This window comes from Clostridium sp. HBUAS56010, from assembly GCF_007115105.1.
In the GTDB taxonomy this organism is placed as follows: Bacteria; Bacillota; Clostridia; order Lachnospirales; family Lachnospiraceae; genus Lacrimispora.
Genome location: NZ_SULJ01000001.1, coordinates 441,777 through 466,061, shown reverse-complemented (window position 1 = coordinate 466,061; position 24,285 = coordinate 441,777). Strand labels below are relative to the sequence as shown.

Sequence of the window (24,285 nt, the reverse complement as noted above, 5' to 3'; positions counted from 1 at the left end):
TAAAGATGAAGGTTTGCGCTATGACCGATATTGGAAGAGTCCGTACAGCCAATCAGGATTATGTATACGCATCTGACAGGTCTGTGGGTGTGCTGCCTAATCTTTTTCTGGTTGCGGACGGTATGGGTGGTCATCAGGCCGGCGATTACGCCTCCAGATATATTTCAGAACATCTGGTAGAATATTTTGAGAATACCAAAGATACTGGGGTAATATCCCTTCTTCGTGAAGGCATTGAACAAGTGAATCACATGCTGTATCAGGAATCCCATCAGAAGACAGAATTAAATGGCATGGGAACCACTTTGGTGGCGGCTGTAATTGAGGATTCTACCGCTTATGTAGCCAACGTGGGAGACAGTCGTCTGTACCTGATCAGGAATCAGTTAAAGCAGATTACAAAAGACCACTCCTATGTGGAAGAACTTGTTTCACTGGGGCAGATGGAGCGGGGAAGTAAAAATTACCGCGAAAAAAAGAATATTATTACAAGAGCAGTTGGTACAGAAGATAAGCTGGAGATCGACTTTTTCGAAGTCAGCCTGGAACCGGGGGATTATATCCTCATGTGTTCCGATGGCCTCAGCAACATGCTTGAGGATGCTGAGATGGAAGAGATTATTTGTTCGGAACTGGAATTGAAAGAAAAGGCCGAGAAATTGATAACAGTAGCCAATGATAATGGTGGGAAAGACAACATTGCAGTTGTTTTAATTGATCCGGAAGTTGGCGGGGAGGGAAGCTTATGATTCTAAGACCTGGCACATTTTTACAGGATAGATATGAGATACTGGAACAGATTGGTTCCGGAGGCATGTCGTATGTGTTTAAGGCCCTGTGCCATAAATTAAACCGCCCTGTTGCCATAAAATTATTAAAATCAGAATTTAGTTCAGATAGTGGATTTGTCAGTAAATTTAAGATGGAAGCCCAGGCGGCTGCACGTCTTTCCCATCCAAATATTGTAAATATCTATGATGTTGTGGATGAAGGCAGTCTTCATTATATTGTAATGGAACTGATCGAAGGAATTACTTTAAAGAATTATATTTCAAAAAAAGGCTGTCTTGATACAAAAGAAGCCATTGGTGTTGCCATGCAGGTGGCTCAGGGAATTGCGGCTGCCCATGAACAGGGAATTATACACAGAGATATTAAACCACAGAATATTATTATTGCCAGAGATGGAAAAGTAAAAGTTGCAGACTTTGGTATTGCCAGGGCAGCGTCTTCACAGACCTTAAGTGCCACAGCTGTAGGATCAGTCCATTACATATCCCCGGAGCAGGCAAGAGGGGGATACAGCGATGTAAGAAGTGATGTGTATTCTCTTGGAATTACCATGTATGAGATGGTGGCAGGCAGAGTTCCTTTTCAGGGAGATAATACGGTAACTGTAGCTCTTGCTCATTTGGAGACTCCGATTACACCTCCCAGTTATTATAATGAAGACATTCCAGTTGGATTTGAAAATATTATTCTTAAAAGCACAGAGAAGAAACCGGAATACCGGTACGAAAGCATGCACGAGCTGATAGCGGATTTGCGCCGTGCTCTGGTTGAACCGGATGGGGATTTCGTTTTACATAATCCTCATGTGGACGATTCCCAGACTGTAATCATTGGGAAACCGGAACTGGAACAGATCCGCTCCGGCAGAAAAATCCATCCAGACCAGTCTCCTGATTTATCTGGTGGTTACAGCAAAGATCAAAGAGGGGAACGGCGTTCTGGCAGAAATAAGAATGCGCAGTCTCCCAAGCAGCGTCAGAAAGAGGAATCAGGAGAAGATATTAATCCAAAGATTGAAAAACTTCTCACCGCTGCCGGAGTGGCTGTTGCCATTATTATTGTAATTATTCTAATGGTTGTATTTGCTAAAATAGGCGGGCTGTTCCGATCCGGTTCTTCAAAAACTTCTGAATCACCTCCCAATGCGTCAGTAGAAGAAGCTTTGGGAGAGAAAAGTGTAAAAATGCCGGAAGTTCTCGGTTTGACCGCTGATCTTGCAGCGCAGAAGCTGAAAGAAAGCGGTGGTCTGTATATGAAAACCAGTGACTATGAGTTTTCGGATACAATTCCAGAAGGAGACATCGTATCTCAGGATCCGGCTGCGGGAACAGTTGTAGATAAATATTCAGCAGTTTACGTTGTTGTCAGCAAGGGACCGGAATACGTCATGGTGGATCTGACCAAGCTGGGGCTTGAAAAGATGGAAGGACAGACCGCAAAAAAAACTCTTGAGGAAAAAGGATTTACAGTGAAACTGGAGCAGAAAAACAGCGAAAGCGTAACCAAAGGTTATGTGATCAGTTACAGTCCCAGTGAGGCAAAAGAGGATGATACGGTAACGCTTGTAATTAGTATAGGTCCTGCTCTTGTGAATCCGGTAGCAGTGCCCAATGTTACAGGGCAGAACCGTGAAATTGCCGCCGAAATGCTTGCGGATGCAGGGCTGGTGGAAGGTTCGGTTACTGAGACTGTTTCTGAAACCATAGCCAGGGGAATGGTTATCAGCCAATCGTCAGAAGCAGGAAGTCAGGTAGAAGCAGGAACAGCCGTGAATCTTGTGGTCAGCAGCGGAACAGCCCAGCAGGCAAAATATAAGTATTTGGCTTCCATTGATAAATCGTACTCTCTTCAAAATATTATTGGTCCAGGATCGGGCAGTACTCAGCTTACACTGAAGATACAACTGCGCCAGTCCGTTAATGGCAAGGATGAGGTAAGGGAGCTTATGGGACCTGTAACCATGAATGGAGATCAGCTGCTTCCTGTATCCTTTAAGAATATAGAAGGAGCATACGGTGTAACAAGCGGAGTTGTAGAGATCGTAAATGTAGAGACTGGAGAAGTGATTAATTCTTATTCGATTACATTCATTCCAGTTCCTCAATCGTAAGGATGATATATGATAGGAAAAATATTGAAAGGAATTGCAGGCTTTTACTATGTACACGGCTTTGACGGAAATATTTACGAATGTAAGGCAAAAGGGATTTTCCGCAACAAGAATGTAAAGCCTTTGGTAGGAGATAATGTGGAGATCTCCATTTTAGACGAAAAGGAACAAAAGGGGAATATTGATAAGATACTTCCTCGTAAAAATGCACTGATCCGACCCGCTGTTGCCAATGTGGACCAGGCTCTGGTTATATTTTCTGTAACCCAGCCAGAGCCTAACTTTAATCTTCTGGACCGGTTCCTTGTTATGATGGAGGTTCAGGAGATTCCTGTGAATATCTGCTTTAACAAGGTTGATTTATCTTGTGAAGACGCGATGAGAAACTTGAAAGAAATATATGAAACAGCCGGATATCCCGTGTATTTTACAAGTACCTGTGAAGACTGTGGGGAAGGAATTGAGAGGATAAAAACCTTGATCAAGGGGAAAACCACAGTTCTTGCAGGTCCTTCTGGTGTTGGAAAATCCTCTCTTACCAATCTTTTATATCCACAGGCTGAGATGGAGACTGCAGCCATCAGTGAAAAAATACAAAGAGGAAGACATACGACCAGGCACTCAGAACTTTTTGAAATGGGCTTTCAGACTTATATGATGGATACTCCAGGATTTAGTTCCATGTATATAGAAGATATGGAGTGCGGTTATTTAAAAAATTATTTTCCGGAATTTCAAGCATTTGAGGAAAATTGTAAATTTCTTGGCTGCGTTCACATTGGAGAAAAAGTCTGTGGTGTGAAAGAAGCTGTAAAAGAAGGAAAGATCAGCCAGGTACGTTATGATAATTACCGGCTTTTCTATGAGGAATTGAAAGAAAAAAGGAGATATTAACATGTTAAAACTAGCCCCCTCAATACTGGCTGCGGATTTTAAGAATCTTGGACAGCAGGTATCAGATGTATCCAAAGCAGGTGCTCACTATATTCATCTGGATGTGATGGATGGCACATTTGTGCCAAGCATTTCATTTGGAATGCCGGTAATCAGCAGTTTAAGAAGCTGTACAGATCGAATCTTTGATGTTCATATGATGGTCGGGGAACCAGGAAGGTATGTCAGTGAGATGAAATCTGCGGGAGCTGATTTGATTTGTGTTCATGCGGAGGCATGTACTCATCTGGATCGTACGGTAAATCAGATAAAAGAGACGGGACTCAAAGTGGGGGTGGCGTTAAATCCTGCTACGCCTTTGTCTGTGCTTGAATGTATTTTGCCAGAAGTGGATATGGTTCTGATTATGTCTGTAAATCCAGGCTTTGGAGGGCAGAAATTCATCCCCTATACCTTAAAGAAGATTAAGTCGCTGCGGAAGATGTGTGATGAACTGGGACTAAACACGGATATTCAGGTTGACGGCGGTGTAACATGCAGCAATCTTCGGGAACTGATTGAGGCTGGTGCCAATGTATTTGTAGCAGGTTCTGCAATCTTTAAAGGAGATGCAGTTGAGCAAACCAAAGAATTTTTAAAGATCTTCGAGGAATATGAACAGTGAAAAAAGATCGTACCGGGTTGATTGTAACAGGAGGTCCTTTGAATATTTCTTTTGCCCAGGACTATTTAAATAGAAAAGAGTTTGATCAGATCATTGCCGTGGATCGTGGACTGGATGCGGTTTTTGAACTTTCACTGAAACCAGATGCAATCGTAGGAGATTTTGATTCAGCAGACCAATCGCTTCTCCATGATTATAAAAGCCGTACGCCTGAATCCATCTGGGAGATTCATAAGCCGGAAAAAGATGAGACTGATACAGAACTTGCTATTAACACAGCCATTCGGTCCGGATGTACTTCGCTTGTTCTTCTGGGGGCTACTGGTGGAAGGCAGGACCATTTCCTGGGGAATCTTCATCTGCTTTATTTTTGCTTAAAACAGGGAATTAAAGCCTGGATTGTGGATGAAAAAAACCGGATAATGGTAATAGACAAAACTTATGTGTTTGAAGAGGACAAGTCTTTTGGAACCTATATTTCTTTTCTTCCTTTAACCGAGGAGGTGAGAGGAATCACGTTAACCGGGTTTAAATATCCTCTTTTTAAGAAGAATATATCCATTGGGACCAGTCTGTGTATCAGCAATGAACTGACCGAGCCGGCAGGAAAGATAGAGTTTGATTCCGGAGTTTTAATCTGTGTAGAGTCCTGCGACTAACTGGTATGACTTAAAAAGTCAAAACTGGATATTTATATCACTCCACCTGCATGGTAAGATATGGATCAATAAATGCAGCAAAGGAGAAATGATTCATGAATACTACCAGTAAAAGAGTTTATAAAGTTGCGCTTACCGGATTGTTTGCAGCCATGTCCTATGTGGTGTTTACTTTTTTGCAGTTTAAAATCACTCTGCCCGGAGGAGATGCCACTTCCATTCATCTTGGAAATGCGGTCTGTGTTTTAGGGGCATTGCTGCTTGGAGGGTTATATGGCGGTCTTGGTGGAGCTGTTGGAATGACTATAGGGGACCTTTTAGACCCGGTTTATATTGTATATGCGCCAAAAACTTTTCTTTTAAAATTATGCATTGGTTGCATTACCGGTCTGATTGCTCATAAGATAGGAAAAATAGGGGGATCATCAGATAAAAGTCATATTCTTATCTGGACCGTTTTGGCAGCAGCAGGGGGACTTTTATTTAATGTGATCTTTGATCCTTTGATCGGTTATTATTATAAGCTGTTGATTCTTGGAAGACCTGCCGCCCAGGTTGCTCTTGCATGGAACATAGCGGCAACGTCTGTGAATGCAGTAACCTCATTAATTGTATCTGTACTGATTTACCTGCCTGTTCGGAATGCCCTGGTTAAAGCCGGCTTGTTCTCAAAAATTTATTAGGAGTTTTTATGACATCAGATAAACAACAAAAAAAGATTGCTGTCATCAATGATCTTTCCGGGTACGGCCGTTGTTCCCTGACCGTAGTCATACCCATTCTTTCCGCGTTAAAAATACAGTGCTGTCCGGTGCCGACTTCGATTCTATCGAACCATACTGGATTTCCAACTTATTTTTTCGATGATTATACCGGGAAGATGCCAGATTATATCGAACACTGGAAAAAACTGAATCTTACTTTTGATGGAATTTACAGCGGATTTTTAGGATCAGAAGCCCAGATTCAGATTGTGATTGATATGATCCAGGATTTCTCTGCTTCCGGCACAAAGGTGATTATAGATCCGATCATGGGTGACCACGGAAAAGCATATCAGACCTATACCGAAACAATGTGCAGCAGAATGAAGGATCTGGTTTGTCTGGGGGACATTGTAACTCCTAATTTAACGGAGGCATGTATTTTAACTGGATGTGAATATAAAAAAGATGGCTGGAAGAGGGCGGAGCTTAGAGAGATGGCACTTGAGATACAAAAGCTTGGTCCGGAAGCGGTTGTGATTACCGGCATCAATGAAGGCAGATACTTAACCAATGCAGTGCTGGAAGTGGATGGGACCACTCATTTCCTTCGTTCGTTCAGAGTTGGAAGTGAACGACCTGGTACGGGAGATGTCTTTTCCAGTATTATTGCGGCACAGGCAGTAAGAGGCATTCCATTGAAACAAAGTGTAAAAAAAGCAGCCGGTTTTGTAAAGCAGTGTATCTTAAAATCCGATGAGTTAAACATACCAAAAGAAAATGGAGTATGTTTTGAGGAGTTGCTTTCATTGCTTATCAGGCATCGGGAATGAAGTTGTAAGAGGATAATTTAGGAAAGGGGCTTTTCTTTGCCCTTTTTTTGTAGTATAATCAACGGCAGATTATGATGTGGATCTGTTTCCGCAAAAGAATATTGATTAAGAAACCAGGAGGAATACCATGTTAGATTTAAAGTTTGTAAGAGAAAATCCTGAACTTGTAAAGGAGAATATTAAAAATAAGTTTCAGGACAGCAAGCTGCCATTGGTGGATGAAGTCATTGCACTTGATGAGCAGAACCGTGCGGCAAAGCAGGAAGGGGATGCCTTAAGAGCAGAGCGCAACAAACTTTCCAAACAGATCGGGGCCTTAATGGGACAGGGGAAGAAGGACGAAGCAGAGGAGATGAAGAAAAAAGTAACCGATGCTTCTGATCATCTGGCAACTCTGGAAGAAAAAGAACGTGAGTTAGAGGAAAGAATTAAAAAGATCATGATGACCATTCCGAATATCATTGATCCAAGTGTTCCTATTGGAAAAGATGACAGTGAGAATGTGGAAGTACAGCGTTACGGACAGCCGGTAGTACCGGAATTTGAAATTCCCTATCACGCAGAGATCATGGAGAGCTTTGACGGCATTGACCTTGACAGTGCGAGAAAAGTGGCAGGCAACGGCTTTTACTATCTGATGGGTGATATTGCAAGGCTTCATTCCTCTGTTATTTCTTATGCAAGAGATTTCATGATTAACCGTGGATTTACTTACTGTATCCCTCCTTTTATGATCCGCAGTGAAGTGGTAACTGGTGTTATGAGTTTTGCCGAGATGGATGCCATGATGTATAAGATAGAGGGAGAAGATCTGTATTTGATTGGTACAAGCGAACATTCCATGATCGGAAAATTTATTGATACCATTCTTCCAGAGACAAAGCTTCCACAGACACTTACCAGCTATTCCCCCTGCTTCCGTAAGGAAAAGGGCGCACACGGACTGGAAGAGAGAGGCGTATACCGAATTCACCAGTTTGAAAAGCAGGAGATGATCGTTGTCTGCAAGCCGGAAGAAAGCAAGGACTGGTATGACAAGTTATGGCAGAATACCGTGGATTTATTCCGGTCTCTTGATATTCCGGTGAGAACTCTGGAATGCTGTTCCGGTGATCTGGCAGATTTAAAGGTGAAGTCTGTTGACGTGGAAGCCTGGTCTCCAAGACAGAAAAAGTATTTTGAAGTGGGAAGCTGCTCCAATCTGGGAGACGCCCAGGCGAGAAGATTGAAGATTCGTATTGCAGGGGAAGATGGCAAGAAATATTTTGCTCATACCCTTAATAATACTGTTGTAGCTCCGCCAAGGATGCTCATTGCATTTCTGGAGAATAATTTACAGTCAGATGGCTCTGTTCGAGTTCCTGAGGCATTACAGCCATATATGGGCGGAATGAAAGCACTTGTGCCAAAGAAATAGTCCTGTTAAAGGGCTGTTGCAGAATGCAGATAACTATATTCCGATCTTCATTTTGCAGCAGCCCTTATTTAAAATAGAAAAGGAGAATAAAAGTATGATTAAATTTAACCATTTTAATTTCAATGTTTTAGATCTGGAAAAGAGTTTAAAGTTTTATAAGGATGCACTGAATCTTACTCCTGTAAGAGAGAAAGTCGCAGAGGATGGTTCCTTTAAGCTGGTATATCTGGGAGATGGGAAAAGCGATTTTACATTGGAACTGACCTATCTTACAGACAGAAAAGAACCTTATAACCTTGGTGAATGTGAATTCCACCTGGCATTTCATGTAGATGAATTTGAGGAGCTTCACAAAAAACATCAGGAAATGGGTGTAATCTGCTTTGAAAATCCGGGAATGGGCATTTATTTTATTACGGATCCGGATGGTTACTGGATTGAGCTTGTTCCTGCCAGATAAAGAAGAATTGGTGTAAAGAGAAAATACTTGACACCAGGGAAAAAGTGTTGTATGATATCACAGGTGATGATATGGAAAAGATTGCAAGACAGGGATTGCTTTATGATTTTTATGGAGCACTTCTGACAGAACACCAGCGACATATCTACGAAGATGTGGTGTTTTATGATCTGTCTTTAAGTGAGATAGCAGAGGAACAGGGAATCAGCCGTCAGGGGGTTCATGACCTTATTAAACGGTGCAATAAGATTCTGGACGGTTATGAGGAAAAGCTTCATCTTGTGGAAAAGTTTGATCAGACAAAAAAACTGGCCAGAGAAATCCAAAGCCTGACCAAAGAATTTTCTGAGAGCAGGAATATGGATCTGATCCGTCGCATCGAAGAGATATCGGGCGAAATCATCGAGCTGGAAGCTCATTAGGAGGGCGTTAGATGGCTTTTGAGAGCTTATCCGACAAATTACAGAATGTATTTAAGAATTTAAGAGGCAAAGGACGTTTGTCCGAAGCTGATGTAAAAGCAGCTCTTAAAGAAGTAAAGATGGCTTTATTAGAGGCTGATGTAAGCTTTAAGGTTGTAAAACAGTTTATCAGTGCTGTACAGGAGCGGGCAATTGGACAGGATGTCCAGAACAGCCTGACTCCAGGACAGATGGTTATAAAAATAGTAAATGAAGAACTGGTTAATCTGATGGGATCTGAGACCACAGAGATTCAGTTAAAGCCAGCCACCGATATGACCGTTATATTGATGGCAGGTCTTCAAGGCGCAGGTAAGACCACAACGACTGCTAAGATTGCAGGGAAGTTGAAAGCAAAGGGCAGAAAACCGCTGCTTGTCGCCTGCGATGTTTATCGTCCTGCGGCGATTAAACAGCTCCAGATTAACGGAGAGAAACAAGGGGTTCCGGTATTCTCCATGGGAGAAAACCACAAGCCTTCAGACATTGCAAGGGCAGCGATTGCCTCTGCTAAAAAAAATGATCAGAATGTAATAATTCTTGACACAGCAGGCCGCCTTCATATTGATGAAGATATGATGAATGAGCTGATTGAGATTAAGGAAGCGGTGGAAGTTGATCAAACCATATTGGTGGTTGATGCAATGACCGGGCAGGATGCGGTTAATGTTGCCGGAATGTTCAATGATAAGATTGGAATTGACGGCGTTATTATTACAAAATTAGATGGTGATACAAGAGGCGGTGCGGCACTTTCCATTCGTGCAGTTACCGGTAAACCGGTCCTTTATGTCGGCATGGGAGAAAAACTTTCTGATTTAGAACAGTTCTATCCCGATCGTATGGCTTCGAGAATTCTTGGTATGGGAGATATTCTTTCTCTCATTGAGAAGGCAGAGATCCAGGTGGACGAGGAAAAGGCAAAGGAATTATCACAGAAGCTTCGAAAAGCAGAGTTTGATTATAACGACTTTTTAGAGCAGATGAATCAGGTTAAGAATATGGGAGGAATGGCGAGCATCATGAGCATGATGCCGGGCATGGGTCAGTTGAAAGATATGGATATTGACGAAAAAGCCATGGACCGTGTAGAAGCCATTATACTTTCCATGACAACAAAAGAACGGACGAACCCGGAACTTATGAAGAATGCTTCAAGAAAGCAGAGGGTCGCAAGCGGTGCCGGTGTAGACATTGGCGAAGTAAACCGGATTGTGAAACAGTTCGATCAGATGAAAAAGATGATGAAACAGCTTCCTGGTTTAATGGGAGGGGGCAAACGCCATGGAGGCGGATTGCTCAGCAAGCTGAAATTACCGTTTTAGTTGTTTGTTAGCAAGGCAGGTTACTGCGTTGGCTATAGATAGTTTTAAAATCCAAGGTTTAAGGAGGTGAATTTCACAATGGCAGTAAAGATGAGATTAAAAAGAATGGGTCAGAAAAAGGCTCCTTTTTATAGAATTGTAGTTGCAGATTCCAGATCTCCCAGAGATGGCAGATTTATCGAAGAAATTGGTTACTATGATCCTAACACAGAACCAAGCGTAATCAAGTTTGACGAAGAGAACGCTAAGAAGTGGTTAGCAACAGGTGCTCAGCCAACAGAAGTTGTAAGCAAGCTTTTAAAGATCGCCGGTATCCAGTAGTGAGAGGTGAAGCATATGAAAGAATTAGTAGAAGTAATTGCAAAAGCACTGGTTGATAGTCCCGATCAGGTTGCTGTTACTGAGACTGTAAAGGATGATGAAATCATCCTTGAGCTTACGGTTGCGCCTTCCGATATGGGTAAGGTTATTGGCAAGCAGGGAAGAATTGCAAAAGCGATTCGCTCTGTAATAAAAGCAGCAGCTTCCAAAGAAGACAAAAAGGTTACTGTAGAGATTCAGTAATTTGAAAAGACCGCCGACCTGTCGTGGAGACGGTCTTCTTTTGTTCTTCCTAAGGCAGTATGCAGATATCCAAAGATAAGCCGGGTAGTAATATCCGGTTTCTTTTGTATGATATGGAGAGATAGATGGACGATTTGTTGAGAGTTGGAGTGATTTCTTCTACCCATGGGGTAAAAGGAGAAGTAAAGGTTTATCCTACCACAGATGATGCCAGTCGTTTTAAAAGTTTGAAAAAGGTGATTTTAGATACTGGCAGAGAGCAGATGGATTTAGAAATCCAGGGCGTGAAATTTTTTAAAAACATGGTGATCCTGAAATTTAAAGGGTATGATTCCATTGATGATATAGAAAAGTATAAAGGGAAAGATTTACTTGTAACAAGAGACCAGGCAGTAAAACTCGGTCCGGACGAGAATTTTATTGTTGATTTAATCGGATTAAAGGTTCTTTTAGAAGATGGAACAGAATTTGGAACTTTGACCGATGTGATAATAACAGGAGCCAATGATGTTTATGAAGTGAAAACATCAGAAGGCAGAGAAGTTCTGCTTCCTGCAATTCGGGAATGTGTGCGCATGGTAGATATAGAAAAAGGAACGGTTATTGTCCACATCATGGAAGGACTTCTGGATTAAGATGGAGGATAGAACAGATGAATTATCACATATTGACCCTGTTTCCTGATATGGTTTTAAATGGACTTCACACCAGCATCATTGGAAGAGCAGTCGAAAAAGGCTTATTATCCATTGAAGCCATTGATATCCGGGAATATTCTACGGACAAGCACCGCCATGTGGATGATGCGCCTTATGGCGGCGGAGCAGGGATGGTCATGCAGCCGATGCCTATTTGTGATGCTTACGATGCCCTTTGCGAGAGAACGGGCAAGAAGCCCCGTGTCATCTATATGACCCCTCAGGGCCGTGTGTTTAACCAGAAGATTGCAGAGGAACTTGCCAAGGAAGAAGATCTTGTTTTTTTGTGCGGTCATTACGAAGGAATTGATGAAAGAGCACTGGAATTAATTGCAACCGATTATGTGTCGGTTGGGGACTATGTGCTGACTGGAGGAGAACTTCCGGCTATGGTTATGATTGACTGCATCTCCAGACTGGTACCTGGAGTTTTGAATAACGACACTTCCGCAGAGTTTGAATCGTTTCATGATAATCTGCTGGAATACCCGCAGTACACAAGACCGGAAGAGTATAAGGGAATGCGTGTTCCCGAGGTTCTTTTGTCCGGTCATCATAAGAATATTGATGCCTGGAGAAGGGAACAGTCAATTAAGCGGACATTAGAGAGAAGACCAGATCTTTTAAAGGATGCGGTTCTTTCAAAAAAAGAGTCAGAATATTTGAAAAAGCTTGAAAATGACCAGGAAAACCGGGCATAATTTAGGATAGAAAGGACTTGCATTCCAAAGTCCTTTATGATAAAATGTAGAATGTTGTGATGACAAGGAGATGGTCCTCTGTTACGGATTCTTAGATGAAGTATTAAGAACATCAAATAATATCAAGGAGGTTCACACAATGAACGAAATTATTAAGAATATCGAAGCAGCTCAGTTAAAGCAGTCCGTACCGGAGTTCCACGTTGGTGATACTGTAAAAGTATACAACAAGATCAAAGAGGGAACCCGTGAAAGAATCCAGATCTTCGAAGGTACTGTTATTAAAAGACAGAACGGCGGCGCAAGAGAAACATTTACCGTAAGAAAGAATTCTAACGGTATCGGCGTTGAGAAGACATGGCCAGTACATTCCCCTTCCGTAGACAATATTGAAGTTGTAAGATTGGGTAAAGTAAGAAGAGCAAAACTGAATTACTTGAGAGACAGAATCGGTAAAGCTGCTAAGGTTAAAGAATTAGTTAGATAATTCCGGAACAGGCGAGGGGACAATGCAAATTGTCCCTTTCTTTAGTAGGTGGGGTGTTTGATATGGATTTTTATCATAGTGAAGACAATAGTAAGCTCCGCCATGTTGTCAACTGGATTGTTGACATTATTGTAGTGATTGCGTTTGCATGGTTTCTGGTCTATGCTTACGGTACTCAGATTGTGATTGCAGGTCATTCGATGTATCCCCTTCTTTCGTCGGAGGATGTGGTGCTAATGGATCGTCTTGCGTATGATTTTGGAACCCCGGGAAGATTTGATGTGGTAGTATTTCAAAGAGATGACCAGAAGATGAATGTAAAGCGTGTCATTGGTCTGCCAGGGGAAACTGTGCAGATTAAATACGATGAGATTTATATTAATGGTGAGAAGCTAAAAGAACCGTCTGGACTTGGAAGAGTTTCTCTTTCGGGACTGGCAGAAAAGCCCATAAGATTGGGAGAAGATGAATATTTTTTGCTGGGTGATAATAGAGACAGCAGTGAAGACAGCAGGTTTTCCAATATAGGCAATGTAAGCGGCAGTCAGATCCAGGGAAAAGTCTGGATTCGGGTTCTGCCCTTTGTGAAAATGGAATTAATTCGTTCGAAATAGAGGAATGTTATGAATATACAATGGTATCCAGGTCATATGACCAAAGCCAAACGAGCAATGAAAGAAGATATTAAATTAATTGATTTAATTATAGAACTTGTAGATGCGAGAGTGCCTTTAAGCAGTCGGAATCCTGATATTGATGAACTGGGAGCCGGTAAGGCAAGGATGGTGCTGCTTAACAAGTCTGATCTTGCAGATGAGCGTTTTAATAATGCGTGGTCAGAGTATTTCCAGGCAAAGGGTTGTCACGTTGTAAAAGTGAATTCAAAGAATGGTTCTGGATTAAAGCAGATTAATGGTGTCGTTCAGGAAGCCTGTAAGGAGAAGATTGAAAGAGACCGCAGAAGGGGAATCTTAAATCGACCGGTGCGGGCTATGGTAGTAGGAATTCCTAATGTGGGAAAATCCACTTTTATTAACTCTTTTGCTGGTAAAGCATGCACAAAGACTGGTAATAAGCCAGGTGTTACAAAAGGAAACCAGTGGATTCGTTTAAATAAAAGTCTGGAACTTTTGGATACTCCCGGAATTCTATGGCCTAGATTTGAAGATCAGCAGGTTGGTTTAAAACTGGCTTTTATCGGTTCCATCAACGATCAGATTTTGAATAAAGATGAGCTGGCAGTTGAATTGATCCGTTTTATTCAAAAGGAATACCCCAAAGTGCTTCTGGACCGTTATACAGTCGGACAGGGAGAACCATATCAGATTCTGGAAGAGGTTGCCAGGGCCAGATCCTGTCTTGCAAAAGGCGGGGAGCTTGACCTTATGAAAGCCTCCCATTTGTTAATTGATGATTTCAGAAACGGAAAACTGGGTCGTATGACTTTGGAATTTCCTTCCGATTAAAACACAGGGCAGCTCTTTGAGCAGCCCTATTTTTCACTGCACTGGGAGTAGAATAAATGAGAAAATTAACAGAAGAGAAACTTCAGGAAGAACTGGAACGCCTGGATAAAATGAGAGAATATGAACACCAGTACGAAGACCGCATTTTAATTTGCGGCATTGATGAAGCTGGCAGAGGACCTTTGGCTGGTCCTGTAGTGGCAGGGGCTGTAATTCTTCCAAAGGATTGTCAGATCCTCTATTTAAATGATTCTAAAAAACTGTCTGAAAAGCGACGGGAAGAGCTGTATCTGGAGATTCAGGACAAAGCTCTGTCTTATGCAGTTGGAGTGGTTGGACCAGAACGCATTGATGAAATCAATATTCTTCAAGCAACTTATGAGGCAATGCGGCTGGCTGTTGGAAAGTTAGATATGAAACCTGAGATTCTTTTAAATGATGCTGTAACCATTCCTGGTCTTAGCATGGAACAGGTATCCATTATAAAGGGAGATGCAAAAAGTGTGTCTATCGCTGCTGCAAGTGTAATGGCAAAAGTTACAAGAGATCATATGATGAAAGAGTACGACCAATTATTTCCTGAATATAATTTTGGAAAACATAAAGGTTATGGAACGGCTGCCCATATCAGTGTGTTAAAGGAATTGGGTCCATGTCCGATTCACAGACGTACTTTCATCAAGAATTTTTGTGGGTGATCAGGGAAAGGATGAGGCGTCTTTGACAAATACCAGAGCCATAGGAGATAAGCAGGAAGAGATTGCAGCTTCCTATTTGCAGAAGCTGGGATATGAAATACTGGTGAAGAATTACAGGGATAAACAGGGAGAGATTGATCTTATTGCAAAAGATGGGTCTTATCTTGTTTTTATTGAAGTTAAGTATAGATCGAACCTTTCTAAGGGAGATCCTGCGGAAGCAGTGGATGCAAAAAAACAGATGAGAATCAGAAATGGAGCAAGAGGTTACCTGTACCATCATCATCTGTCCCAGGAAATTCCATGCAGGTTTGATGTTGTTGCAATTACAGGGCAGAACATTCGTTTGATACAGGACGCATTTTAATGGAGGATAGCTGGATGGATATGATGTGGAAACGAAAGGGACTGGAAAAAGTACTTAATAATAAAATTAAAAATCATGTTCCTTACCTGTCTTTTCCCATGTTAGAACAGACAGGCATGGTAAAACATGGGTTCTCAACAAAGATGGGGGGCGTAAGCCAGGGAAAGTTCGCTACGATGAATTTTACGTTTACAAGAGGTGATAACCCGGAACATGTGCTTGAGAATTATCGACGGATGGGGAAAGCGCTTGATGTGAACCCGGAACGAATGGTTTTGTCCTATCAGACCCATACAACCAATGTCCGTCAGGTCACGGAATCTGATGCTGGGAAGGGAATTGTAAAGGAGCGGGAATACAAAGATGTAGATGGACTGATCACCAATGTTCCAGGAATTACTCTTGTAACCTTTTATGCAGATTGCGTTCCTCTTTATTTTCTTGATCCGGTACATAGAGCGATTGGACTGAGTCATTCCGGGTGGCGCGGTACAGTAAACCGCATGGGTGAAGTAACCGTGAAAAAGATGAAAGAAGCATTTGGAACTGAACCAGAAGATCTGATTGCATGTATCGGTCCAAGTATTTGCAAGACCTGTTATGAAGTAGGTACTGAAGTTGCTGAGGAATTTAAAAATGGATTTCAGGAGAAATACTGGGGAGATATTCTTGAGCAGAAGAAGAATGGAAAATATCTGCTGGATCTTTGGCGAGCCAATGAGATAATTCTCTTAGAAGCAGGTCTAAAAAAAGAACGGATACAGGTTACAGATATTTGTACACATTGTAATTCTGATTATCTGTTTTCCCACCGGACAACCGGAAATGAGAGAGGAAACCTTGCTGCATTTCTCTGTGTTTCAGAATAAGATGTGTAAAAAAAGCTGCAGCACATGAATGGCTTTCTGCTTTTCATGTGCTGCAGCTTTTAAGTTATGCCCGATATTTTTTTAATAGTTTCTGTATTTTATCGGTGGAACTGAGGGCAGTGCTGATGGATACATCATGATTCAAAGAATTCACGATTGCAGCAATATATTTGCTGATATCCGCCTCTACATACCATTCCCGGTCAAATAATTCCTGTGGGCGGTAGTTTAAATTAGTAGTAACCACACAGTCAATGTAGCCTTTCCGGTAATAGTCATCAAATTTCTCAAGACCGTTGGTGAACAATCCGAATGTACAGCATACAATTACTTTGTTTGCTTTGCGTTCTTTTAGTTCCTTGGCTGTATCCAGCATACTTTCCCCAGACGAGATCATATCGTCAACGATCAAGACTGTTTTGCCTTCTACAGAAGTACCGAGGAATTCATGGGCAACAATTGGATTGCGTCCGTCTATAACCTGGGAGTAGTCTCTTCGCTTATAAAACATGCCCATGTCAAGGCTTAAGTTATTGGCCAGATAGACAGCCCGGTCCATAGCTCCTTCGTCAGGACTGATCACCATGAGATTCTCTTTGTCAATCTTTAAATCCGGATAACGCTTAAGCACAGCTTTGATGAACTGATAGGTGGGCATGAAATTATCAAATCCATTCAGTGGGATAGCATTCTGAACTCTGGGATCATGGGCATCAAATGTAATGATGTTGCTGACTCCCATGTCAATCAGCTCTTTTAAAGCCATTGCACAGTCTAAGGATTCCCTGTTTGTCCTTTTATGCTGACGGCTTTCATAGAGAAATGGCATGATTACGCTTACACGGTGTGCGGTTGCACTGGCTGCACCAATGATCCGTTTTAAATCCTGAAAATGATCATCTGGCGACATATGATTGATGTAACCGTTCACAGTATAGGGAATGCTGTAATTCGTTACATCAGCCATTGCAAAAATATCTGTACCGCGGACAGATTCTTTTATAATGCCTTTTGCTTCGCCGCTGCCAAAACGTGGGCAGGAACAATTGAGAAGGTAGGAATTAACGTCATATCCCCGATAGAGCAGATCTGCTTTTCTGCGCTTTAGCTCCTCAATATCATTTTTCCGAAAACCAATAATATGGTCATTAATTTTTTGTGCCAGTTCCTGACAGCTTTCTAAAGCTGCAATCTTTAAAGGTGCAACAGGAAGCTGATCTTTAAATACATAATCATTTGCCATGACAAAGATTCCTCCATAATGAATGAACAGCCAGATAAAAATCTGCCTGTTTTCTAATCTTACCCCTTTTATACCATTGAATGACAGAATGCGTCAATAACCTTTGTTATATTTTTGTGAAAAAAACAAAAAAGGGTTCCTTTACAAAGAGAAACAATCTTGTTATGATATATAAGATAGTGATAGAAAGGTAAAAATATGAGCGAAAGAGGACATATTATTAAAGCGATTGATCCGGGCTCTATTGCCGAGCAGTTGGAGCTGGAACCAGGAGATATAGTTCTTTCCATTGACGGCAAAGTACTGGAAGATATCTTTGATTATGAATATTATATAAACAGTGAATCCATTTTAATGGTTGTAAGGAAGATGAATGGAGAAGAATGGGAATTAGAGATAGAAAATGAATATGAGGATCTTGGAATCACCTTTGAAAACGGTTTAATGAGTGAATACCGGTCCTGTAAAAACAATTGTATCTTCTGCTTTATAGACCAGATGCCGCCTGGAATGAGGGAAACTCTTTATTTTAAAGACGATGATTCCAGACTTTCCTTTCTCCAGGGGAACTATGTAACCCTTACCAACATGAGCGATCACGATATTAAACGGATTATAGAATTTAAGCTTGCTCCTATTAATATATCCGTCCATACCACCAATCCGGTCTTAAGATGCAAGATGCTGCATAACCGCTTTGCAGGAGAAGCACTTCAAAAGATACGTCAGCTCTATGACGCGGGAATTCCCATGAATGGCCAGATTGTTTTGTGCAAGGGTGTGAATGACGGAGAGGAACTAGAGCGTACCATAAGAGATCTGTCAGAGTATCTTCCATATATGGAAAGTATTTCCATTGTTCCTGTAGGCGTATCAAAGTACCGGGAAGGGCTATATCCATTAGAAGCTTTTCAAAAGGAAGACGCGAAAAAAGTTTTAGACATTGTAGGTCGGTGGCAGAGTAAACTTTATAAAGAACACGGCAGTCATTTCATTCATGCAAGTGATGAATTTTATATTCTGGCAGAATTGCCGATCCCGCCAGCGTCCCAATATGATGGATATATCCAATTGGAAAACGGAGTAGGTATGATCCGCATTTTAGAAGAAGAGGTAACAGCCGCTCTTAAAGTTATAGAAGAAGACGAAGTATCGGAGGAAATCTCCATCGCCACTGGAAAACTGGCTGCGCCTTATATCAAAAGCCATGCAAGAAAAGTTATGGACAAGTTTCCGGGACGAAAGATACATGTCTATACCATTCGCAATGTATTCTTTGGAGAACAGATTACCGTTGCCGGTCTGATTACTGGGCAGGATTTAATTAATCAGCTTAAGGATCAGAAGCTGGGAAGCAGACTTTTGCTTCCAGAGTGTATGTTTCGAAGCGGCGAAGAGGTTTTTCTTGATGATATCACAAGAACCGATGTACAAAAGGCTTTACAAGTACAGGTAGATATTGTAAAATCAAGCGGTCAGGATTTTGTGCAGGCTGTTTTAGGTTCTGTAAAAGAGAATGAAGCTTCTTATGATGGATACGAATTAAAGGAGATAATATATGAGTAAACCAGTAGTTGCCATCGTAGGCCGTCCCAATGTGGGAAAGTCTACGCTGTTTAATGTTTTAGCGGGCGATACCATTTCAATTGTTAAGGATACGCCAGGAGTAACCAGAGACAGAATTTATGCAGATTGTTCCTGGCTTGACCGGAATTTCACATTAATTGATACCGGAGGAATTGAGCCGGACAGCAGTGATGTGATTTTGTCTCAAATGCGTGAGCAGGCGGAGATTGCCATTGCGACAGCGGATGTCATTGTATTTATTGTGGATGTTCGTCAGGGATTGGTGGATTCAGATTCTAAAGTTGCTGATATGTTAAGGAAGTCTAAAAAGCCTATTGTACTGGCAGTGAATAAGGTAGACAGTTTCCAAAAGTTCGGCAATGATATCTATGAGTTCTACAATTTGGGGATTGGAGATCCGTTTGCAGTATCGGCGGCTTCCAGACTTGGTCTTGGAGACTTACTTGATGAGGTGATCAAGCACTTTGGGGAACCGGAGTCAGAAGATGAGGAAGATGACCGCCCCCGTATCGCCATTGTTGGGAAACCCAATGTGGGAAAATCTTCCATTATCAATCAGCTTTTAGGTGAAAACCGGGTAATTGTTTCCGATATTGCAGGAACAACCAGAGATGCAGTGGATACAGAGATTTTTCACAATGGAACAGAATATATATTTATTGATACGGCTGGTCTTAGAAGAAAGAATAAGATTAAAGAAGAGTTGGAACGTTACAGTATAATCCGTACAGTAACGGCAGTAGAACGGGCAGATGTGGTGGTTGTTGTCATTGATGCAGAAGAAGGCGTCACAGAACAGGATGCCAAAATTGCAGGGATTGCCCATGAGCGTGGAAAAGGAATTATTGTCGCAGTGAATAAATGGGATGCCATTGAAAAAAATGACAAGACCATTTACGAATATACCAATAAGATTAAGAATACCTTGTCCTTTATGCCTTATGCTGAATATATATTCATTTCTGCAAAAACAGGTCAGAGAATGAATAAATTGTATGAGCTAATTGATATGGTAAGGCAGAATCAGACCCTTCGGGTCGCCACTGGAGTGTTAAACGAGATTATGACAGAAGCAGTGGCTCTCCAGCAGCCACCGTCTGATAAGGGAAAGCGGCTGAGACTTTATTATATTACTCAGGTAGCTGTAAAACCGCCGACATTTGTAATATTTGTGAATGATAAAGAACTGACACATTTTTCCTACACCAGGTATTTAGAAAACCGGATTCGGGAAGCGTTTGGTTTTAAGGGAACATCGCTTAAATTTATTTACAGAGAAAGAAGCGGAAAGGATCAATAACATGGAAAGAATCATCTGTCTTTTAGCAGGCTATTTGTTTGGATTAATACAGTCAGGTTATTTTTACGGAAGAGTCCATAAGATGGATATCCGTAAACACGGAAGTGGAAATTCAGGTACAACCAATGCTTTAAGAGTTATGGGACCAAAAGCAGGAGCGGTGGTGTTTTTTGGAGATTTTCTAAAAGCACTTCTGCCTTGCCTTCTTGTCCGTGTCATCTTTGCCGATAAACCGGAGATGATATATCTTTTCATTCTATATACAGGTCTGGGTGTGATTTTAGGACACAATTATCCCTTTTACCTTAATTTTAAAGGTGGAAAAGGAATTGCTGCTACAGCAGGTTTAATTGTTGCGTCAGATCTTCGGATGACGCTGTTGTGTATCATTGCCTTTCTTGTCATTGTTATTGTTACCAGTTATGTTTCCCTTGGTTCTTTAATCGTTGCAACCATTCTGTTTGTATGGCTGGCTGTTTTTGCGGGTATGGGAGCTTATGGGCTGGCACCAGGGCTGCTTCCGGAATTTTACATAGTTGCGGCAGTCATAAGCGGATTGGCGTTTTGGAGACATCGTGCCAATATTGGCCGTCTTGTCCGTGGTACAGAGAATAAAATATCTGCAAACTTTGGTAAAAAATAAAATGAGGTGAGAAAAAATGGGGAAAATTGGAATCATAGGATCAGGAAGCTGGGGAATTGCTTTGGCATCTCTTCTATATAATAATCATCATGAGGTGACAGTGTGGTCTGCGATTCCGGAAGAGATCCGGCAGATGACGGATCAAAGACGGCATCATACACTTCCCGAGCTGGTTCTTCCCGATGATATGATCTTTACAGACAGCATGGAGGAGGCTATGACCGGGCAGGATATTCTTGTTACAGCGGTTCCGTCAATCTATGTCCGTTCTACAGCCCAGAAGATGAAGCCTTTCTGCCGTTATGGTCAGGTGATTGTAAATGTTGCAAAAGGAATTGAAGAAGTTACGCTGATGACGCTTTCTGAGATTCTGGAAGAAGAACTTCCTATGGCTGATGTTGCTGTTTTGTCTGGTCCCAGTCATGCGGAAGAGGTGAGCAAAGGGCTGCCCACAACCTGTGTTGCAGGTGCCCGTACCAGAAAGACAGCGGAATACATTCAGGAGATATTCATGAATGAAGTTTTTCGTGTATATACAAGCCCTGATATCCAGGGCATTGAGATTGGTGGCTCTTTAAAAAATGTTATCGCTTTAGCAGCGGGAATTGCAGATGGCCTGGGATATGGAGATAATACAAAAGCGGCTCTCATTACAAGAGGGATTACAGAAATATCAAGACTCGGCACTGCCATGGGCGGCAAATTCCAGACATTCTGCGGACTTTCCGGTATTGGGGATCTGATTGTAACCTGTGCCAGTATGCACAGCAGAAACCGGAGAGCCGGCATCTTAATCGGACAGGGAAAATCAATGGCGGAAGCAACAGAAGAAGTTAGCATGGTTGTAGAAGGAATCTATTCTGCAAAAGCAGCACTTGCCCTGTCTAAGAAATTTGATATTTCCATGCCCATTGTAGAACAGGTTAATGAGGTTCTCTTTTATGATAAATCTGCATCTGATGCGGTTAAAGATCTGATGCTCAGAGATAAAACCATCGAGAGTTCGGATCTGCCCTGGGAAAATTAAATAACTTATTTTTTGCGTTTTAAAGGAAAAGCAGTTGACATTTTTTTAAAGCCATTCTATTATTAACACTATGTATATTCAGTCTGAGGGACTGTGTATCAAAACATTTCATGAGGAGGAATGGATTATGAAAAAATCTTTAAAGAAGTTATTGAGTGTTACCATGGCAGTTGCTATGGCAGCATCCTTGACTGCCTGTGGGGGAAAAGGTCCTGATACCAATTCATCTGCAGCTCAGTCAGGTGATAAGACAGAAGCAGGCGCTTCTGATGAAGCCGTATTTAAAATCGGTGGTATTGGACCAATTACAGGGAGCACTGCAATTTATGGACAGGCTGTTAAAAACGGTGCAGAGCTTGCTGTTAACCAAATCAATGCAGACGGTGGAATCAACGGAGCTAAGATTGATTACAGTTTTCAGGATGACGAAGGTGACACTGAAAAAGCAGTCAATGCTTATAATACGTTAAAAGACTGGGGCATTCAGATTTTAGTGGGTGCTGTTACCTCTGCTCCTACAATTGCACTGGGTACCGAGACAAACAATGATAATTTATTTCAGTTAACTCCATCTGGCTCTGCTGTAGACTGTACAAAGTTTGAGAATCAGTTCCGTGTATGTTTCTCTGACCCTAATCAGGGAGTTGCTTCTGCGCAATATATTGGTGAGAATAAACTGGCAACGAAAGTTGCAATGATATATGATAGTTCTGACGTATATTCCAGTGGTATCCATGATAAGTTTATTTCTGAAGCGGGGAATCAGGGAATCGAAGTTGTTGCGGATGAAGCTTTTACGGCTGATAACAACACGAACTTCTCTGTTCAGCTTCAGAAAGCACAGGATTCTGGTGCTGAGTTAGTATTTCTTCCTATTTACTATTCTCAGGCAGCCCTGATCCTTGCTCAGGCAAAACAGATGGGATTTGATACAGAATTCTTTGGCTGTGACGGACTGGATGGTCTTTTGACAGTAGAGAATTTTGACAAGACATTGGCAGAAGATGTTATGCTTTTAACTCCATTTGCAGCAGATGCTACAGATGATTTAACACAGAATTTTGTAACTTCTTATAAAGAAAAGTATAAAGAGACTCCAAACCAGTTTGCAGCAGATGCTTACGATGCAGTTTATGCAATTAAAGCTGCGGCTGAAAAAGCTGCTTTAACTCCAGATATGGATGCTTCTGCTATTTGTGATGGTCTTAAGAAAGCCATGACTGAAATCACAATCAACGGTTTAACAGGTGAAAACATGAAATGGACTGCTGATGGAGAACCGGAAAAAGCACCAAAAGCGGTTAAGATTGTAGATGGTGTCTATAACGCAATGTAATTTTAAGCAATAATTATTTGGTAAATGACCCAATGGAGGGTCGTCCAAGGGACGACCCTCTTTTTAAAATAAACGACAAATGAGGTGCGTTGGTATGATGAGTTTCATATCCTATTTTATTAATGGTTTAAGCCTGGGCAGTGTATATGCAATCATTGCTTTAGGATATACCATGGTATATGGCATTGCCAAGATGCTGAACTTTGCTCATGGCGATGTAATTATGATTGGAGGATACGTGGTGTTCACAGTCGTCAGCACGATGGGCCTTGGTCCGGTTGCGGGCGTTTTACTTGCAGTTGTCTTATGTACTGTTCTGGGTGTGGTCATCGAAGGTGTCGCTTACCGGCCTTTGCGTATGGCAAGTCCTCTTGCAGTTCTGATTACGGCAATCGGTGTGAGCTACCTGCTTCAGAACATCGCACTGCTTGTTTTCGGTTCCAATCCGAAATCTTTTACTTCTGTAGTAACTGTTCCTGCTTTAAAACTGGCTGATGGAAAGCTGACTATTTCAGGTGAGACAATTGTTACAATCGTTAGCTGTATTCTGATTATGATCTGTCTGACTGCTTTTATTAAAAAGACAAGAGCAGGACAGGCAATGTTAGCGGTATCAGAGGATAAGGGCGCAGCGCAGTTAATGGGAATCAATGTAGATGGAACCATTGCGCTTACTTTTGCGATAGGTTCTGCTCTGGCTGCGATTGCTGGCGCTCTTTTATGCTCTGCATATCCAACATTAACACCTTATACAGGCTCTATGCCAGGAATTAAGGCATTTGTTGCTGCAGTATTTGGTGGGATCGGTTCCATACCTGGAGCTTTAATCGGAGGACTTTTACTGGGAATTATTGAGAATTTAAGTAAGGCATATATTTCTTCCCAGTTATCCGATGCCATCGTATTCGGAGTTCTTATTGTTGTTCTTCTTGTTAAACCTACTGGAATACTAGGTAAGAAGATGAGCGAGAAAGTATAGG

At 41.7% G+C, this 24,285-nt stretch carries 28 protein-coding genes; 27 read left to right on the top strand and 1 reads right to left on the bottom strand.

The features are described from left to right. The first annotated feature begins 5 nt into the window (after positions 1–5). The 21 genes from FAY33_RS02260 (at position 6) to pgeF (ending at position 16,169) form a co-directional block, all read left to right on the top strand. On the top strand, positions 6–749 hold the full coding sequence (locus FAY33_RS02260) for a Stp1/IreP family PP2C-type Ser/Thr phosphatase (protein ID WP_143319138.1): 744 nt from the start codon (positions 6–8) through the stop codon (positions 747–749). Further along, entirely contained in the window at positions 746–2,902 is a 2,157-nt protein-coding gene (pknB, locus tag FAY33_RS02255) for a Stk1 family PASTA domain-containing Ser/Thr kinase (protein ID WP_143319137.1), read from the top strand. The genes FAY33_RS02260 and pknB overlap by 4 nt, the downstream gene beginning before the upstream one ends. Positions 2,903–2,911: 9 nt before the next feature. After that, the gene (rsgA, locus tag FAY33_RS02250; RefSeq protein WP_143319136.1) at positions 2,912–3,796 is read left to right on the top strand and encodes a ribosome small subunit-dependent GTPase A; all 885 of its coding nucleotides are present in this window, start codon (positions 2,912–2,914) and stop codon (positions 3,794–3,796) included. Between the two features lies 1 nt (position 3,797). Beyond that, entirely contained in the window at positions 3,798–4,460 is a 663-nt protein-coding gene (rpe, locus tag FAY33_RS02245) for a ribulose-phosphate 3-epimerase (RefSeq protein WP_143319135.1), read from the top strand. Further along, positions 4,457–5,119 (top strand): thiamine diphosphokinase, encoded by a 663-nt coding sequence (locus tag FAY33_RS02240; protein WP_143319134.1) that lies wholly within the window; start codon positions 4,457–4,459, stop codon positions 5,117–5,119. The genes rpe and FAY33_RS02240 overlap by 4 nt, the downstream gene beginning before the upstream one ends. A gap of 95 nt (positions 5,120–5,214) precedes the next feature. Next, positions 5,215–5,802: an ECF transporter S component gene (locus tag FAY33_RS02235; RefSeq protein ID WP_143319133.1), complete on the top strand. Its 588-nt coding sequence runs from the start codon at positions 5,215–5,217 to the stop codon at positions 5,800–5,802. Positions 5,803–5,810: 8 nt separating this feature from the next. Beyond that, a complete protein-coding gene (locus tag FAY33_RS02230) occupies positions 5,811–6,656 on the top strand; it encodes a pyridoxamine kinase (protein WP_143319132.1) in 846 nt (281 codons plus the stop codon). 127 nt (positions 6,657–6,783) lie between these two features. Continuing rightward, the gene (gene serS / locus FAY33_RS02225) at positions 6,784–8,073 is read left to right on the top strand and encodes a serine--tRNA ligase (protein WP_143319131.1); all 1,290 of its coding nucleotides are present in this window, start codon (positions 6,784–6,786) and stop codon (positions 8,071–8,073) included. 94 nt (positions 8,074–8,167) lie between these two features. Next, the gene (locus FAY33_RS02220; RefSeq protein ID WP_143319130.1) at positions 8,168–8,533 is read left to right on the top strand and encodes a VOC family protein; all 366 of its coding nucleotides are present in this window, start codon (positions 8,168–8,170) and stop codon (positions 8,531–8,533) included. A 71-nt stretch (positions 8,534–8,604) separates the two neighbouring features. Beyond that, a complete protein-coding gene (gene ylxM, locus FAY33_RS02215; RefSeq protein ID WP_143319129.1) occupies positions 8,605–8,955 on the top strand; it encodes a YlxM family DNA-binding protein in 351 nt (116 codons plus the stop codon). Between the two features lie 11 nt (positions 8,956–8,966). Continuing rightward, on the top strand, positions 8,967–10,319 hold the full coding sequence (gene ffh / locus FAY33_RS02210; RefSeq protein ID WP_143319128.1) for a signal recognition particle protein: 1,353 nt from the start codon (positions 8,967–8,969) through the stop codon (positions 10,317–10,319). A gap of 78 nt (positions 10,320–10,397) precedes the next feature. Then, positions 10,398–10,640, top strand: coding sequence for a 30S ribosomal protein S16 (rpsP, locus tag FAY33_RS02205; RefSeq protein WP_143319127.1), 243 nt, complete (start codon positions 10,398–10,400; stop codon positions 10,638–10,640). Positions 10,641–10,655: 15 nt separating this feature from the next. Then, a complete protein-coding gene (locus tag FAY33_RS02200) occupies positions 10,656–10,883 on the top strand; it encodes a KH domain-containing protein (protein ID WP_143319126.1) in 228 nt (75 codons plus the stop codon). A gap of 125 nt (positions 10,884–11,008) precedes the next feature. Beyond that, on the top strand, positions 11,009–11,518 hold the full coding sequence (gene rimM / locus FAY33_RS02195) for a ribosome maturation factor RimM (RefSeq protein WP_143319125.1): 510 nt from the start codon (positions 11,009–11,011) through the stop codon (positions 11,516–11,518). Between the two features lie 17 nt (positions 11,519–11,535). Continuing rightward, positions 11,536–12,282: a tRNA (guanosine(37)-N1)-methyltransferase TrmD gene (trmD, locus tag FAY33_RS02190; protein WP_143319124.1), complete on the top strand. Its 747-nt coding sequence runs from the start codon at positions 11,536–11,538 to the stop codon at positions 12,280–12,282. A gap of 139 nt (positions 12,283–12,421) precedes the next feature. Further along, on the top strand, positions 12,422–12,769 hold the full coding sequence (rplS, locus tag FAY33_RS02185) for a 50S ribosomal protein L19 (RefSeq protein WP_143319123.1): 348 nt from the start codon (positions 12,422–12,424) through the stop codon (positions 12,767–12,769). A 62-nt stretch (positions 12,770–12,831) separates the two neighbouring features. Continuing rightward, a complete protein-coding gene (gene lepB / locus FAY33_RS02180) occupies positions 12,832–13,383 on the top strand; it encodes a signal peptidase I (protein ID WP_143319122.1) in 552 nt (183 codons plus the stop codon). A 9-nt stretch (positions 13,384–13,392) separates the two neighbouring features. Beyond that, a complete protein-coding gene (gene ylqF, locus FAY33_RS02175) occupies positions 13,393–14,235 on the top strand; it encodes a ribosome biogenesis GTPase YlqF (protein WP_143319121.1) in 843 nt (280 codons plus the stop codon). A 56-nt stretch (positions 14,236–14,291) separates the two neighbouring features. Further along, complete coding sequence (locus FAY33_RS02170; protein WP_143319120.1) at positions 14,292–14,933, top strand: ribonuclease HII; 642 nt, start codon at positions 14,292–14,294, stop codon at positions 14,931–14,933. A 22-nt stretch (positions 14,934–14,955) separates the two neighbouring features. Then, the gene (locus FAY33_RS02165) at positions 14,956–15,300 is read left to right on the top strand and encodes a YraN family protein (protein ID WP_143319119.1); all 345 of its coding nucleotides are present in this window, start codon (positions 14,956–14,958) and stop codon (positions 15,298–15,300) included. A gap of 20 nt (positions 15,301–15,320) precedes the next feature. Beyond that, positions 15,321–16,169 carry a peptidoglycan editing factor PgeF gene (gene pgeF, locus FAY33_RS02160; protein WP_243126571.1) on the top strand — a complete coding sequence of 283 codons (849 nt, stop codon included), beginning with the start codon at positions 15,321–15,323 and terminating at the stop codon, positions 16,167–16,169. Between the two features lie 64 nt (positions 16,170–16,233). Here the strand turns inward: pgeF and FAY33_RS02155 are convergent, their stop codons facing one another. Further along, entirely contained in the window at positions 16,234–17,412 is a 1,179-nt protein-coding gene (locus FAY33_RS02155; RefSeq protein WP_143319118.1) for a ribose-phosphate pyrophosphokinase, read from the bottom strand. 198 nt (positions 17,413–17,610) lie between these two features. On the opposite strand from FAY33_RS02155, the gene FAY33_RS02150 reads away from it, so the two are divergent. From FAY33_RS02150 to FAY33_RS02125, 6 genes are all read left to right on the top strand, one after another. After that, positions 17,611–18,978 (top strand): DUF512 domain-containing protein, encoded by a 1,368-nt coding sequence (locus tag FAY33_RS02150; RefSeq protein ID WP_143319117.1) that lies wholly within the window; start codon positions 17,611–17,613, stop codon positions 18,976–18,978. Further along, positions 18,971–20,299, top strand: a complete 1,329-nt coding sequence (gene der, locus FAY33_RS02145) for a ribosome biogenesis GTPase Der (RefSeq protein ID WP_143319116.1) — start codon at positions 18,971–18,973, stop codon at positions 20,297–20,299. The genes FAY33_RS02150 and der overlap by 8 nt, the downstream gene beginning before the upstream one ends. Position 20,300: 1 nt before the next feature. Next, the gene (gene plsY, locus FAY33_RS02140) at positions 20,301–20,942 is read left to right on the top strand and encodes a glycerol-3-phosphate 1-O-acyltransferase PlsY (RefSeq protein ID WP_143319115.1); all 642 of its coding nucleotides are present in this window, start codon (positions 20,301–20,303) and stop codon (positions 20,940–20,942) included. Between the two features lie 16 nt (positions 20,943–20,958). Then, positions 20,959–21,969 (top strand): NAD(P)H-dependent glycerol-3-phosphate dehydrogenase, encoded by a 1,011-nt coding sequence (locus FAY33_RS02135; RefSeq protein WP_143319114.1) that lies wholly within the window; start codon positions 20,959–20,961, stop codon positions 21,967–21,969. Between the two features lie 127 nt (positions 21,970–22,096). After that, positions 22,097–23,305 (top strand): ABC transporter substrate-binding protein, encoded by a 1,209-nt coding sequence (locus FAY33_RS02130; RefSeq protein ID WP_143319113.1) that lies wholly within the window; start codon positions 22,097–22,099, stop codon positions 23,303–23,305. A 97-nt stretch (positions 23,306–23,402) separates the two neighbouring features. Then, positions 23,403–24,284 (top strand): branched-chain amino acid ABC transporter permease, encoded by an 882-nt coding sequence (locus FAY33_RS02125; protein WP_143319576.1) that lies wholly within the window; start codon positions 23,403–23,405, stop codon positions 24,282–24,284. The last annotated feature ends 1 nt before the right edge of the window (position 24,285 follow it).